The following is a 15,857-nucleotide window of genomic DNA, read 5'->3' as shown; positions in this document are numbered from 1 at the left end:
CTTTCAACTCTATGGAAGATCAACGATCCTTGTCGATGGAAAGAGCTGACAGGACTTTTCGAGGCTTTCAACTCTATGGAAGATCAACGCTTCTAGGCGATCAGAAAGCAAAACAAGCATTGATAAGCTTTCAACTCTATGGAAGATCAACATTACAATAGGTTCAACGACTATTTCCGCAGGTGGCGGTAGCTTTCAACTCTATGGAAGATCAACCTTCGGTCTCATCGCTCTACCATCTTGTCCTTCACCTTTCTTTCAACTCTATGGAAGATCAACCAATTCGTTACCAGACTTTGTTAAATATGCACTTACTATATCTTTCAACTCTATGGAAGATCAACAAACTCTTCAGATTCAGAAAGATAAGGCAGGTAAAAAGACTTTCAACTCTATGGAAGATCAACAGTGATAGATTTTTGTTAAATACAGAAGTTCCTGAGACAGCTTTCAACTCTATGGAAGATCAACTTGGTTTGGTTGTGATACATTATTATATGAACTATAACCTTTCAACTCTATGGAAGATCAACGTGGCATCTCTGCCCTCTTCTTCTTCTCTGTTCCTTCACCCTTTCAACTCTATGGAAGATCAACGAGTGGGACGAGGAGGAAGAAGACCCAGAAGCTGTCGAGGCTTTCAACTCTATGGAAGATCAACACAATGGTATGGCAGACTGGACACATTTACTTAACTCAATGCTTTCAACTCTATGGAAGATCAACCTTGTACATTGAGACCTCGTAGTAGATCCAGATGCCTGCTTTCAACTCTATGGAAGATCAACGCTGGAACCTCTCTGAATACAAATAAATGGACTAATCAAGCTTTCAACTCTATGGAAGATCAACTTAACATTTTGAACTAGAATTTGTGTTCCTGCTGAAATCTTTCAACTCTATGGAAGATCAACGGAATAAAGAGGACTTACGTGTTAAAGGACGACGAGGAAGTCCTTTCAACTCTATGGAAGATCAACGCTGGGCAGATCCCAGCTGTAGCAGTTAAGGCGACGGGGGTCTTTCAACTCTATGGAAGATCAACTAGGTGCCTAGTTCTCTGTAATATTTTTGGGTTTTATCTGTCTTTCAACTCTATGGAAGATCAACTTCTTTTTCTCTCTTGTCACGTAGAAGAAATCCGTCAGCTTTCAACTCTATGGAAGATCAACCTTCTCTTTAGAGGTGAGCCTCGACCTCTTGATGAGGGGTCTTTCAACTCTATGGAAGATCAACTGAGATCTATCGATGTTAGATTTACCATCTTCCCTGCCAGCTCTTTCAACTCTATGGAAGATCAACGATACTAATGCGCGGTTTGAGCAATGTTTGAAGGAGGTAGCTTTCAACTCTATGGAAGATCAACTGCTGCTAGGGACGATCGCGGGCGCCTTTATCCTCAGTTTCTTTCAACTCTATGGAAGATCAACGAGGAGCAGGAGGTACCAGCATAATGTTTGGAGCAGGACTCTTTCAACTCTATGGAAGATCAACTGGTCGACTGAAGACGTGTTCAGATATCTAAAAGACGAGCTTTCAACTCTATGGAAGATCAACAGGGCAAAATTGCTGAATTCTTTGATTGGTGTACACAAAAAAGCTTTCAACTCTATGGAAGATCAACGGGACCAGTACTTAGCCTTGAAGTCTATTTCGGTCATTGCTCTTTCAACTCTATGGAAGATCAACACCTCTTATCCCTACATATGCAATCTGAGACCAAGGGAACTTTCAACTCTATGGAAGATCAACTTTAATGACTAGAGAAAAGATAAAACGAAAATTACATTTAATTACTTTCAACTCTATGGAAGATCAACGGAAGATTAAACTTTGCTCTTATATAATCGAGCTTATTGAACTTTCAACTCTATGGAAGATCAACCTGAGGAGGAGCAGAGGGAGGCGGTCGAAAATAAGGTAACTTTCAACTCTATGGAAGATCAACACGTGCAGCAAAGCGCTTTTCTCAGGAAGATAGTGACTTTCAACTCTATGGAAGATCAACTGATAAAGAGGGACAGCTACGGCGTCATCGAGATATCTGCCTTTCAACTCTATGGAAGATCAACCCCAGATAGCAATGCTGGTTGCAGGGTACCTGAACAATCCTTTCAACTCTATGGAAGATCAACCGTAAGTATCATAGAATCATTTATCATTTTGCAATATAACTTTCAACTCTATGGAAGATCAACTCCCAAGTACGTAGCGTATTGTACTAATGTAGATAGGTCTTTCAACTCTATGGAAGATCAACTCCTCATATGCCTCCCTCACCACCTCGGCGAGGGCTTTTACTTTCAACTCTATGGAAGATCAACCTACGCTACATCTTATCGAAGCTTTCTGACGAAGAGAAACTTTCAACTCTATGGAAGATCAACTTTATATATTACCTTATAATAAACATGGATCTTATATCTTTCAACTCTATGGAAGATCAACATGATGTTAGGGTTGTAGCAGTAGGTTGACCACTAGTCAGCTTTCAACTCTATGGAAGATCAACATGCCAAAACTTATTGGGAATTTGAATGGCGCCGATTTCATCTTTCAACTCTATGGAAGATCAACTTTGATTTGTAGCGAAGATTATACAGTATGCATAGCGGAACTTTCAACTCTATGGAAGATCAACAGGATCCCGGGCGATCAACAGTAATAAGAGTCTCTTCTCCTTTCAACTCTATGGAAGATCAACTCGGGATTTATTGAGTAGCTATATCTTCGAGCAAACGGGTCTTTCAACTCTATGGAAGATCAACCAACGGGGAATTTTTGCTTTTCAAGTACGATGAGTTGCTCTTTCAACTCTATGGAAGATCAACTAAGAAATACATGAGCGGACTAGGAAACGGATTACTAGAACTTTCAACTCTATGGAAGATCAACTGGATCAAGTACTATACCTGTAACGTTATTCGCAGTTGTATCCTTTCAACTCTATGGAAGATCAACAAGCCGTGTTGCCGATGATGGAGGATCCACAACGCTCTATCTTTCAACTCTATGGAAGATCAACGTTAAAAACGCAATTTTCTTGTGCTTGTGCCATATTATCTGTCCTTTCAACTCTATGGAAGATCAACAAATGGTCAAAACGGAGGAACGGGTTGCGGCGGTGGTGGCTTTCAACTCTATGGAAGATCAACGTGGTGAACAAAACGGCACGAGTGGAGGGGAAGGACAGCTAGGCTTTCAACTCTATGGAAGATCAACGATGTGGTGAGAATAATGTTGAAGGATCCGAAAAGTAAAATCTTTCAACTCTATGGAAGATCAACTAGAAAAGTGCTGAGAACTGTGCAATGTCAGGTGAATAGTACTTTCAACTCTATGGAAGATCAACTTCTTCTATTTATGCAAAAACTTCTTGATTGTAAAGCAATCTTTCAACTCTATGGAAGATCAACACTTACTGGATGAGGATGGGGTCTTTCTCGGCTTCAGCGACTCCTTTCAACTCTATGGAAGATCAACGTGATTTTTTCTCTCTCGTTATACTCAGTCCTGGATAAGACCTTTCAACTCTATGGAAGATCAACCGCAAAATTACAGCAGGACGGCTATCTCGGCGTAGAGAAAGCTTTCAACTCTATGGAAGATCAACACTGTTGCCCCTCCTCCACCACCACCACGAGCTTTCTTGAACTTTCAACTCTATGGAAGATCAACGGAAACGAGGTCGGAGGTAATTTAACAAACGTAGTTTCAACGACAGCTTTCAACTCTATGGAAGATCAACTTGGTCAAAGTTTATACTTAATCCTGTACAACTTTTTGAGTCTTTCAACTCTATGGAAGATCAACAAGTTGCAATTAGCAAAGTTTTTAAGGATACCGTATGAAACTTTCAACTCTATGGAAGATCAACCAACTAGATGGTGAGAATCTTGGAATTTGGACAATTAGAGGCTTTCAACTCTATGGAAGATCAACACAGATATTTTTTGTATTCCTGATAGAGTAACTTTTAAGACTTTCAACTCTATGGAAGATCAACGGCTTATGGCTGACTACTTTTACGTGAGGTACATGGAGTTCCTTTCAACTCTATGGAAGATCAACCTAAATCGCACTAATAAATTTATCATCAACTTAACCATGACTTTCAACTCTATGGAAGATCAACATTATTCGATTTGGTGACAATTGAGTACAACAGTGAGGGAACTTTCAACTCTATGGAAGATCAACGATATACTTCCCTGTCTGCCCCAACACCTTACTATATTCACTTTCAACTCTATGGAAGATCAACTATCGCAGAGTTGGCTATCAAGAGGGAACAAGCGCTGCAGCTTTCAACTCTATGGAAGATCAACTCGACCTGGAAGCTATGGGTTTCGTGAAGATCAATGAAGAGCTTTCAACTCTATGGAAGATCAACAATTATTCAAGACCTCAGGAGGTGAATGGTGATGAGGAAAACTTTCAACTCTATGGAAGATCAACACCTAAGTTGAGTATCGGGCAGGGCTTTCTCTTCTTGCTCTTTCAACTCTATGGAAGATCAACTTCGCCTGTAGAAGGTAGTGAGTACTATTACCTCACTTTCAACTCTATGGAAGATCAACCCAGAACTCTGGAGTGACCTCAGGTCGCTCATGAGGAGGGAGCTTTCAACTCTATGGAAGATCAACAAGAGATCAAGAAGCTATTAGACCAGATCGAGGAGGAGGTCTTTCAACTCTATGGAAGATCAACGTCCCCCGTTTCCACCACCTTGGTTACAAGACCTGGGTCTCTTTCAACTCTATGGAAGATCAACTGGGGAATCAATTTATCATCTACAACATATCCAGGGAATAGCTTTCAACTCTATGGAAGATCAACCACTCTTTTCATGACCCAAATAAGCATGACTTGGAACATACTTTCAACTCTATGGAAGATCAACTAGGTAACGCGACAGGGTTAATCGTGAGGGGTGCGTCAATCTTTCAACTCTATGGAAGATCAACTGTAATAGTATTGCAAAGCCATGTTTCACTTCACTTTACTTTCAACTCTATGGAAGATCAACGAAGGTAGCAAAACTGAGGTTGATGATCTGCTAGAGAAGAAAACTTTCAACTCTATGGAAGATCAACACTTAGGAAAGACCTCCCTTCTAATCGCTGGAGTATGCGGGGTCTTTCAACTCTATGGAAGATCAACGCGCACTATCGCTACAACGACCCCATGGGCAACGGCCTAGCTTTCAACTCTATGGAAGATCAACAAATGAACAGATGACCCTGACTGAGATAGCTGAACGTATCTTTCAACTCTATGGAAGATCAACACGAAAGAAATAGTTTTCTAAACGTTCTACAAAAGTGTAGAACTTTCAACTCTATGGAAGATCAACAACATCCTGTAGGAAGGAGGGAAATATCCCCTTCCCTTAACTTTCAACTCTATGGAAGATCAACTCATGTGAGAGAGGCTCTACTCAAGTGGGGATTCTCCACCTTTCAACTCTATGGAAGATCAACCCAAAGCGAAAAAGAAGCTGTTCATCACGACCCACAACGAACTTTCAACTCTATGGAAGATCAACTTGTTGGTGGAGTTTAAGGACAAGATCGAGTTTATGATGCTTTCAACTCTATGGAAGATCAACGATGGGGTAAGTGAGTACTACGTCGTCCCTAGTAAGTATCTTTCAACTCTATGGAAGATCAACGTTTCCCCGAGGGGGAAATGTTGAATTGATCGTAGAAGGGGCTTTCAACTCTATGGAAGATCAACAAGTATAATGACGTTAAGAGAGAACAAGAGTGCGTTGGTCTTTCAACTCTATGGAAGATCAACAGTCGTTAGTTCATGTGTGGCTAGCCTATCAGTTGCCGATCTTTCAACTCTATGGAAGATCAACAGGTCGAACAACCTCGACTTAGCGATGTCCCTTATCTTGCTTTCAACTCTATGGAAGATCAACTGGGCTCATAGAGCCTGAAAACAAGCGTCCACGTCGCATCTTTCAACTCTATGGAAGATCAACTACCTGCCTCTCGCAAATAAGTACGATGTCCTAATAAGGACTTTCAACTCTATGGAAGATCAACTGTAAATTGTGTTTATACCTGTAACGATGCTCTGTCCAACTTTCAACTCTATGGAAGATCAACTCGTATACTGAATTACTAGTCTAGCTTGCAGACAGCCCGGTACTTTCAACTCTATGGAAGATCAACAAACAGAAGAAGACACACACTCGAAAGCGCGCGGGACCCGCTTTCAACTCTATGGAAGATCAACTTAGATTCTAACAGACGTATAAGTCCAACCGTGCAATTCTTTCAACTCTATGGAAGATCAACTAAACTGGTCCCTCTCACCCGCCTGCCTTATGTTGATGCCTTTCAACTCTATGGAAGATCAACAAGCATAACTGCTCATCCTCTGCTGTTTTAGCTTTAATGAAGTTCTTTCAACTCTATGGAAGATCAACATACAGAATCATACATGTTACCATAAAACTCTAATACTACCTTTCAACTCTATGGAAGATCAACCTTTCTTTCCCTCTTCATTACTAAAAATATACTCAATCTTCTTTCAACTCTATGGAAGATCAACAGACGCTCGCTGAACAGCTCAACTGCGTTGCCTACGGGACTCTTTCAACTCTATGGAAGATCAACTCTATGATGTAGTGAAGACTAAGGATGGAGAAATATATCTTTCAACTCTATGGAAGATCAACTGAATGTTTATATACCTCCTGATTATCTTATACACTTTATCCATAATAAATTTTTCCTTATTTCATATCTTGCCAATAGACGTCAAGCGAACAAACTACAGAGACATACTTACCTAGCTCAACTACGTCCCGCTCCTATTTTCTCGGCTTCCTGGTCCCCAAGGAAAAGGAGGTCTGTGTTGCCCCCATTTGTCAAGGTCCTGCCCTGGGCCTTCTTGGCACAGTCCGTGATTAACGTGCTCCCACTGAAACACTATGAGGGGGAGCTAGCTAGGTTCTCAGTCCCTAATTAACGTCTCTCGTGCTGGAGTCAGAGGTCTTCACGTCACGGGATCCGACTGAACTTCTAAGGAATCTGCAGGACTCGTGCTGGAGTCAGAGGTCTTCTTCAGACACGCGAACATCTCCTTAGTCCTTGAGTAACGTATCTCTGTCTCTTCTCTAGACTACGACACCTTACTAACTACCTTGAGGAATCCGTGATTAACGTATCTCTTTCTCAACCCCATCCCTGGTCCCAGCCCTACCCGTTTGTCTCCACCGCTTCTCAACTAAAGTTGGGAATACAACGTTATTTTAATGTAGAGAATGGAAGACCCCTGAAAGGTGGGCCCAACCTTGTCCACCTCAGACGTTCCTCCACGGGAATAGTTAGGGACATGCCAACACCTTTTTCAACAAAAAGTTTATATCTCCAGTCCCTATAATTCAGGCATGACCGAAAGTAAGACCTACCTCAGCACTATGGGCTTCCACGAGTCGTTCATGCTAAGGCTCCTCGCTAGGACTAACGCCTCTAAGGAAGACGAGCTGGTCATAGTAGTGCCTAGGCCCGTTGTAGGTGGGGTAGCCGACGCAATAGAGGGCTTGAGGGCTACGTGCTACCGCATGCGCTACCCAGAGCCCAAAGTTGAGGAGATAGAGGTCGGGGACTTCCCCAAGACCCTTTCCCAGGTCGCCATGATAGTGGGCAGGAGCAAGGGGTTCGTGTACACCAACCTCAGCCTAGGACTGCGCCTGATGGACACAGTGATACTGCTCTCACTTATATCCACGAGGAGGCCCTTCGTCGCGTATTTCTTCAACGAGACCGGGGAGGGGAGCGAGGTCGTGGTCAGGGGGGAGGAGGTCTACAGCCTACTCGAGGACTACACCGCTGAGGACATGAGGTTGCTCATGACTGTGGGGAAGGGCGAAGGGGTCGCCCTCAGCGACCTGGCTAAGGGGCTGGGGAAGAGCGAGAAGACGGTGGTGAACAGGGTGTCAGAGCTCAAGAAGAGGGGCCTCCTGAACTTGAGGGGGAAGGACAGGGGGGTGGAGCTGACGGAGCTCGGTAGGGCCCTGTTAGTCGTCAAGTTGGGAGGGGAATACAAAAAGCCTGGGGGAAGTCCCGGAGGGGAAGGGAAGGGGTAGGGCTGTCAGTGGGTCGCCTCGCTGGGTGTGCGTGCCTGCGCGTGAGACCTCTAGGGGCATCCATCTACACCCGGGGACGTTGTGGAAACCCCTAGCTTGGAGGAAACCTAGTATTTCTGGACTAGATAGCGAGGTGGTACTCGAAATACAGTTAAGTTTTAGACTTACCGCCTTACCCACTAGACACGACCGTGGTATGGGGTGGAGAGGAGGGGTACACCAATACGGGGTCACGTCGTACTCCTCTCACCGCATCGTATGGAGGACTTCCTAGTTAACTGGCGCCGTTGAATGCAAGCTCTACGAGTAGGTCATAAAGGTGTCTCTAGTTGTGGAGTACGACACCCCTACTCTACTCTCTTCACGAGGTCGTAGTTGCGAGGAAGCCTAGGGAGTCGTCGACTGCCCTTTAGGTCATAAGCTCCACAGGACGTTAATGTAGCTTCAAACACAATGAAATTATGAATGGAACTGGGGACCAGGAGAGGTGTGGTCAAGTTAAAAACCTGTTTCCTACCTCGTCTCCTCTAACGGAGTAACTCCGTAAAGGGGAAAACGCCTCAGACCTCAGCGGGACCCTCGCAGGGCGGGGAGGAGGTGAGACAACTCCATCCAAATTTTTAGATGATGCCAGATGTGGGTATGCGTCACAAAAGGCTGGGATATGGACAGCCCAAGATGTGCGGGTTCCCCCCGCTTAGACGGTACCCTCTGTATGGTCTAGTTACCACGCTAATGGGAGGAGGGTGGAGTCGAAAATTCACTTGACTCCGGAGCCCAAACATAAGTATCAAGTTATGTGAAATCCTAGGAACCCAGAACCCCAGAGCTGACGAAAACTCCTATAGTCTACGCTGGACACGTGACGATACGGACTGGCGATATCTGGTCCCTCCTATATTGTTGATCTCCTCAGTCTTTAGTCTGTAGCCAGTCGCGTCTTACCTGTTAAAGACCCCGCGATAAAAATACTGGTCCGTTCCTAAACGACTACCTTACACTTTACGTAAGTGCTTCTACCCCACAGCTCTGGGCCCACTACCTCTTACGTTGTAAGCTTAAGCTACTGAACAGGAGATAAAAGTCTCAAGCCCGACTTGCTCCTCTTTGGTGAGACTACTGTTCGTGCTGTAGACGTGCCTCCACCTCAGAGCGTTTTAACCAATTGATAGGGAGGAGGGTGAAATTTGAGGCTAGTGTTTGGGGTCAAAGTTGAGCCAGTACTAACACATATGGAGTACTTAACCTCAGTAGTACGCTCCTTTAGGGTCAGTCCTATACGCTGGTTATACCGTATTTCTTGGCTAGACTGGAGAGCCTCTTATCAAAGGTAGCGAGTGGTAATCTTTTAAGTATAGCGTGGGCGAGTATAACCACGTCGTTGTATCTAGAGAGTGATAGCCTCTCTCTGGTCATTATCTCAAATGTCTTCCTTATTACTTCATAATCATCACAGACGACCTCAGCCTTTGGGTCCTCTAAGTAGGCAGATACGTGTTCTAAGTCCTCAATGTTGTTAGCCCTCAAGAACCATACCAGTTCGTGGATAACTATAGAGGGTATTACCCAAGTATCTGCCGTGTCTAGTAGCTCCTCAGCCTCCCTGTGGAACTGTGAGTCCTCTATGAGGTCAAAAATGATAACGTTAGTGTCCACTAAGACTTTCATGCATACCTCTCTCTACGCTCTCCTCTATATACTCCAAGGTTACGGGTCTATTGAGCCTTATCCTAGGTCTCTTAGACTTGACCTTCTTTATCACTATCCTATCGCCCTCGACGTAGACCTCTAAGATGTCTCCCTCTTTTATCCCTAAAGCCTCCCTTACAGTAGAGGGGATAGTCATCTGGTAGTTCCTAGTTACCTTGACCCTCTCCATATTCTACTATTTAATTTACTAATATATAAATGCTACTAGTAATAAGTCGTGCAAGCCACAACGGTGAACTGTAAAACTCTTCAACCAATCTCTGCGCGAGAATAATGCGATGCAGACCCCACTTAACGCTGATAAAATAAAAAGGACGGCTTACCTAGACTAAGTGTGCTAAAGGGCCCTTCTATTTCCTCTTAATGTCAGAAGGAGCAACAGAGGGCAGTAACCCTTTAAACCTCGGCAAGACCCTTTAGGGCAGGGACCTGGGGGCCTTAACCCCCCTCTCATTCTTCTACTTAAGGGAGAGGGGTCGAAGAGGGTGATCAGGTCTCACTAATTTTAAGACGTGGTTTCTCTACTTTTCTCTTTTTAATTTTCACCACGCCATCTGTAGTATAATGAAGAAATGATTTTTTCGGTCACGGTCCGCTATCATGCTAAGCAAAGATGTCGACCTAGAATATATCAATTCTTTTTCAGGTACATGGACTTTTACGGGGCCTGAGTCCTTGGATACTATAGACTTGTGTGAGAGGTTCATGAGGTAACTCCCTTTCTCTTCGCTGGCTATGCTTACTTATAAACTAGTTCAGCAACTCTTGTCCAAGCGTGAGCTTATTCCTCTAACAGTTCTCTGTCTAGAAAGAAAGTCTTTCGTCATTTTCTGATTTATTTCATCTCCCACGTCACCGGCTCCGTAAGGTCGTTGAGCGTCATTTATTTTGTAGAAGTCGTCATGTACCTAATATGAAATTAGTTAATCACTCCATAAAAGTATTTAAAGTAGGCTTATGATATAGCCCATCCTAGGCCTCTTATTAGGGTCTGGGTCAGTGGCGAGCAAAATGACCTCTCTTAAATTATCTGGGTAACTAGAGAGAGATGTCCTCAACTCACCGTTATAATATCTCGCGTACTTCTCCTCAGCCTCCCTCAAGATACTCAAGAAACTGCTCCCCTTTCTCGCATAGTCATCTACAGCATCGTCCATCAACTTGACCAGCTCTTGAGGGTTAAAATACCTCCTAGTCAACGCAGTGTAAAGGGAGGCCCCAAAAGAGTACACGTCCATCGACGGGTCAGCCTTACCGAGGACCATAGCCTTGACTTGGTCAACAGGGCAGTACTGAGCAGTGTACTGCGTTACCCTCTCCCCAGCCCTCCTAGCGGAGCCCAAGTCCCCTAACTTGACCTCAGCGTGACCTTTAACCAGACTGTCGTAGACCTCCTCACCGGTCCCACCCAAAGGCCTACTAAAGAAAATGTTTTGAGGTTTTACGTCCAAGTGGACGTAACCACTCTTGTGGAGGTAGTCCAGGGCCTTACCCACCTTCAGGAACACGGTCCTAAGGACATCGACCCAACGGGTGGAGAAGAACACCGTATCCTCGTTGACTAGAGTACTTAAACTCCCACCGCCCATGTACTCCATCACAATAGCAGGGGGGTTAGACAAATAATACGCGACCTCACCCCTCTCGACCCTTTTCAACAAGTTCATGTCAAGGAACATACCAAATATCCTAACAACGTTACCATGCTCTGACAACCTCTGTAAGTTTGAGGACTCCTTATAAATGTCCTGGAAGGTCAGGCTACTTACCTTCGTAGCTTGCGTAGGCGAATAAGAGAGTATGGGTACCTTTATCGCGTACTGCTCATCACCAGTCTTAGCTAACAGGACGTAAGAAGTCCCGCCCACCCCTAAAACCCTCTCGATAGTATAGCCATAGACCTCCTTCCCGACCCACAGGTTAGGGTCCCACCTGTCGAGAGTAGGCATGGTAGAACCAGGTTTAGGCTGAGGAGATGCAGGAGGATTGCCTCTTTGGATTACTGAGTGCTTGACCAGTATTTCCTCGGCCTTATCCCTTCTGCTGTCGCTTAAGTTAGTATTATAATAAATGAACTTGGCTAACCTTAACGCGTTTTCCACGCTGGTCTTGTCCAAGGACTCTAGAAGGCTGACTACACTCTTGGGGACTCTTCGAGCCTCGACTATGCAGTCGACTACACTAGAATCTTTTAATTTTCCAAAGTCTAGAGTGTAGTTGTCCATCACCCATATTGCCCCCCTACACTCTCCATCGTTGACCAGTTGGTCCAATATGTCCTCTATTGCGAACCCGTCAGCCTGCAACTCAGAGATGTACATCCTAGCCTCAGCGCTATCCCCATTACGCAGCGCTCCAACCAGAGCGTCATAGTCGTTATAGTTTTGGGTCGTGCTAGGTGGGACGTACTGCTGCGCCCCGGACGAGTGCGTCTGAGCCCCGTTAAACGCGTCAGAGATCAGCCAACCGAAGCCTAATATATTCAATAAGGAAAAGAAGGGGAAGGAGACCAGTATAGCCTTGACCTTGTTCTCTCTGTAGAGCTCAGTACCTGCTATGACTTGCCCGACAACGAAAAGTAAAGCTTCAGACATTGAAAAAAGCGAATAAAAGGGAGGGTCAGAGGAGATTCTCGAGGTGATGAACGCTTGTATAATACTATTGCTTATTAACGAAATTGATGATATAAGGACTCCCTTAGACCTCCTATAAAAGTAAGCAAATATCCCCCCAGAGATCAGGTTGACTAACCCTCCTCCGAAGAGTAGAGTACCTCCTCCTGGGACGTGTGGCAATCCTAAAATAGCTAGGTTTAATACGCTCACTGGGTTTTCGAACACAGCGTAGACAATTAGGCTGAGCTTAACAACCCCATTACTGTCAACTACAGTACTAGAATATATGATCGGGCTATTTTTACTGTTCACGACGCTAAGGACGCTGTTGAAAAGGTCACCCCTAGTCAAACCGTTAGCTATTGCTGGTAAAAGGCCCGAAACAAGGTAATAGAGGGTAGTAAAGATGAAACTGAACACTGCTATGAAAGCTACAAGTCTTTTTCCCTTGTCACTTGAACTGCTTGACATCTCAATTTTTTGTGAATAACATTTAAAAAGAGTTTCGGTCACCAATAGAAATGGCGTTAAAAAGGGTTTCGGAGAAGTAAAGATTCATTAAATAATACAAATTCGGGCAGGCCCCGTCTGGATCCGACATTAAAATCGTAATAACTACTTGACGGAGGTCTAAACATGTTAGTACCATCTGTACTTAGCCTTGGACGTTTGGCTTCCCTCACTTTTATCTACACTTGTGGGTTAGAGGGCTAGTGAAAATGGACGGTGAGGGATGGGGTGCTGGCTTAAGGTCCCCACCGACCTCGACTGTTTTGCGTAAAGCTAGGATAAGAGGTCTAGATCGCTTATCTTTACCTCACTACTCACCTTATCGTTGTACTAAACATGGCAGTGGAGTTGGGGTGAACGGTTCCAAGTATTTTCATCGTCCTAGTTGTGATTATGAGGTTGGGTGTCCCTTAAGTTGTTCAGTATAGCCCTCTGGGCTCCTCGACAAATGGGACAGGTGGGGATGGGGGTCATGAATTTTACTAGAATAGGCTACCACTCTTCCATTTAGAGGAGGTGGAAAGGGTCTAGTCGTCACGTCTGGGTATTTCACACTATCTGAAATGTGGGGTAGGCCCTCAAACAACCCTGAAACTAAAGTGGAAAGGGCAGGTCTATTACAACGTAATCTATATGTGTGGTCAAGGACTGTGAAAGTTGGAAGTAACTACCTTAAAGTCCTAAAACGGTTAATTTTTAAAAAAAAAAAGCTAAAGTCTTACAAATTATATTAAACGCAAACCGCTACCTTGAAAGCTTTACGTAGTTAGATAAAGAGGCATGTCTCCCTTGGGAGGGTATTAGGGACACCGACTGGCCATGACGTCAACCCTAGAGACTAAGCAGACCAGAGCAAGCTTCTCGGGGAGGCGTATTAAGGTATTAACATGTACTGACCTCCAGCGGCTTCACCCTAGCTCCACCACGAAGCCCTTCAATAATATGGTGTGGACAGGCACACCCTCTTGTACTGACACACTTCACACAACCTCTTGGAGGGGTACACTACGGGGGGCTTGTCAAGAGACAGTTCTTCCCTTATCTTCTTGGTCAAGTCCCTCACGTAACCCAAGTGGTTCTCGTTGACCTCGATCCTTAGCCTCTCCTCACCGTTCATCAGTAGCACTGCTTCCCTTATTTTATACCCGTTCCTGTTGGCTAGGTACGCGTAAGCCAAGAGCTGGAGCCTGAAGTGGCCCACCTTACCCCTCGTGAACCTCTTGAACTCGTAGACCCTGTCCTCAGTTATGGCGTCGACAACTCCCACCAACGCCGTGGCAGGGTCCCACAGGAGGACCTCGTACTTCGCCCCCTCCAACCTAGGTACCTCTCCCTCCTTCCCCATGGCCACGCTGTAGGTGATCGGCTCCCTCCACCCTAGCCTCCTCCTGATCCACGGGATAGCCTTGCAGAGGTAGAAGTCCTTTAGGTCAGTCACGGTGACATTGACGCCAGGTCCCTCCACGGTCTATTTCACCTCCGTAAGGGAATTCCACGCCTCATGAAGGTCAAGGTGGGGACAACTCCCACCGGGTGGACCGGGTGAGTGGGGTCTCCCACTGGTCCAGATCCCTCGCACGCCACCCTATACCACCGTCGCGGGGCCGTCATTCCGTCCCCCTTCATCCCCTATGACCACCCTCATCTCCCAGTTCCTCGGGTCCAGCGGAACTAGGTGCACCACGTCAGTCTGGTCCACCTCCCTCCTTATCAGCCTGATCAGGTCCTTCACCCTCTGGCTGTCCACCTCCCCCTTAAAGGCGCTCCTCTGTATCCTGGACATTCCGTACCTCTTCAGGGAGTTCGCCAACCTTGTCCTCTTCCCGTTATCGCTCACGTCGTATATGACCAAGAGCATCAATACCTTCACCCTAGAGCTTCGCCCTGAAGCCCCTGTAGCCCCTCCTCTCTCTGAGGGCGCTGGCTAACCTCACGGCGTGGGACTTAATTGCCTGGTTCAAGGTCTTAGTGTGGTCGTCGTGTTTCTCCTTGACCTTCTCCTCAAGCGCGTTTATTACCAGGCTCGCTAGCTTCGCCCTACTCTCCCCGTCCAGCAGGCCCTTGGTCAGTGACACCCTGAAACCCTGCCTGAACGCCTTCACTAGGGAGAAGTCTATGAGGGGCTTGAACATCTCTGAAAAGTCGTAGACAAGGCTCTCGTTACCCGACCTCTCCTTGTGGACGAAGCCTAGGTAGGGGTCCAGGCCCACGAGGGTCAGGTACCTCATGACCCTGTTGTATAGGATGGCGTAGGAGTAGTTAAGGGAGACGTTGAACTGGTCCTGGGAGTCGTGGTCCCTTCCCTGGAACTTCAAGTCCCTGGGGACTACGGTGGCCAGATCCTGCCAGTATAGCCTCGCGGCTGTCGCCTCGTTGTACTGGTCGAGAACCTTGTGGGAAGTCCTGTAGCCCTGTCTCGACCAGTGGAGTAGGTGGGACGCCTGGTTCTCTACCTTGGCTGAGATGATCTCCCTCCCGTACTCCTCCCCTCTTCCCTGGACCACGGCCTCGTACTGGGACCTCCTGGTGTCCACGGTCATGGTAGTTGAGCTGGACATGACCTTACCCCACACGTCCTCCCTGGAGTTCATGAAAAAGATGTCGATGGCGTGGGTCAGGGCCAACTGTATTGCCCTCGCTGAGATGGTCGCTGTGGATATGAGCAGGATCTCGTCTACCTCCGCGGGGGAGACCTCGAACTTGGAGTTGTCCTTCCCCTTGACCAGGAAGAGCCCCTTGTTCACCGTGACGTAGGAGCCGTGCTGAGAGACCACGAGGACCTTCAACTGGAAACACCCTCCTCTGACCTAGGGCACGTCCCTCTTTTGGGGTCTAGAGGTGAGCGGAGCTGCCCGTCCACGGTCCCCAGTCGTGCAGGGGTAACACCTACTTGATAGCCCTGTGAAGAACGG

7 protein-coding genes and 1 CRISPR repeat array (1 of these 8 cut by a window edge) are annotated in these 15,857 nt (G+C 46.0%); of the genes, 1 reads left to right on the top strand and 6 read right to left on the bottom strand.

Translation table 11 applies throughout. The annotated features are described in order from the left end of the window. A CRISPR array of direct repeats spans positions 1-6,697; the repeat unit is 24 nt; unit sequence CTTTCAACTCTATGGAAGATCAAC; it reaches 3,453 nt to the left of the window's first position. A 714-nt stretch (positions 6,698-7,411) separates the two neighbouring features. After that, positions 7,412-8,110 (top strand): CRISPR-associated CARF protein Csa3, encoded by a 699-nt coding sequence (csa3, locus tag GWK48_RS10345; RefSeq protein ID WP_174632044.1) that lies wholly within the window; start codon positions 7,412-7,414, stop codon positions 8,108-8,110. Positions 8,111-9,385: 1,275 nt separating this feature from the next. On the opposite strand, the gene GWK48_RS10340 is transcribed toward csa3, so the two are convergent. The 6 genes from GWK48_RS10340 to cas1 all read right to left on the bottom strand — a co-directional run bounded on the left by GWK48_RS10340 (position 9,386) and on the right by cas1 (position 15,731). Then, a complete protein-coding gene (locus tag GWK48_RS10340) occupies positions 9,386-9,778 on the bottom strand; it encodes a PIN domain-containing protein (RefSeq protein ID WP_174632042.1) in 393 nt (130 codons plus the stop codon). Further along, positions 9,756-9,989, bottom strand: a complete 234-nt coding sequence (locus GWK48_RS10335; protein ID WP_174632040.1) for an AbrB/MazE/SpoVT family DNA-binding domain-containing protein — start codon at positions 9,987-9,989, stop codon at positions 9,756-9,758. Before GWK48_RS10335 ends, GWK48_RS10340 begins: the two co-directional genes overlap by 23 nt. 775 nt (positions 9,990-10,764) lie before the next feature. Then, the gene (locus GWK48_RS10330) at positions 10,765-12,906 is read right to left on the bottom strand and encodes a serine/threonine-protein kinase (RefSeq protein ID WP_174632038.1); all 2,142 of its coding nucleotides are present in this window, start codon (positions 12,904-12,906) and stop codon (positions 10,765-10,767) included. Positions 12,907-13,879: 973 nt separating this feature from the next. Then, positions 13,880-14,410, bottom strand: coding sequence for a CRISPR-associated protein Cas4 (gene cas4 / locus GWK48_RS10325; RefSeq protein ID WP_174632036.1), 531 nt, complete (start codon positions 14,408-14,410; stop codon positions 13,880-13,882). Between the two features lie 120 nt (positions 14,411-14,530). After that, on the bottom strand, positions 14,531-14,806 hold the full coding sequence (gene cas2, locus GWK48_RS10320) for a CRISPR-associated endonuclease Cas2 (RefSeq protein WP_174632034.1): 276 nt from the start codon (positions 14,804-14,806) through the stop codon (positions 14,531-14,533). 10 nt (positions 14,807-14,816) lie between these two features. Continuing rightward, positions 14,817-15,731, bottom strand: coding sequence for a CRISPR-associated endonuclease Cas1 (cas1, locus tag GWK48_RS10315; RefSeq protein WP_174632032.1), 915 nt, complete (start codon positions 15,729-15,731; stop codon positions 14,817-14,819). Positions 15,732-15,857: the final 126 nt, after the last annotated feature.

This window comes from Metallosphaera tengchongensis, assembly GCF_013343295.1.
GTDB classification, from domain to species: Archaea; Thermoproteota; Thermoprotei_A; order Sulfolobales; family Sulfolobaceae; genus Metallosphaera; species Metallosphaera tengchongensis.
This window is presented reverse-complemented; position numbering and strand designations above follow the sequence as displayed.

Coding starts and splice junctions, on each gene's coding strand:
- csa3 (WP_174632044.1), top strand. CDS start 7,412: ATGACCGAAAGTAAGACCTACCTCAGCACTATGGGCTTCCACGAGTCG.
- GWK48_RS10340 (WP_174632042.1), bottom strand. CDS start 9,778: ATGAAAGTCTTAGTGGACACTAACGTTATCATTTTTGACCTCATAGAG.
- GWK48_RS10335 (WP_174632040.1), bottom strand. CDS start 9,989: ATGGAGAGGGTCAAGGTAACTAGGAACTACCAGATGACTATCCCCTCT.
- GWK48_RS10330 (WP_174632038.1), bottom strand. CDS start 12,906: ATGTCAAGCAGTTCAAGTGACAAGGGAAAAAGACTTGTAGCTTTCATA.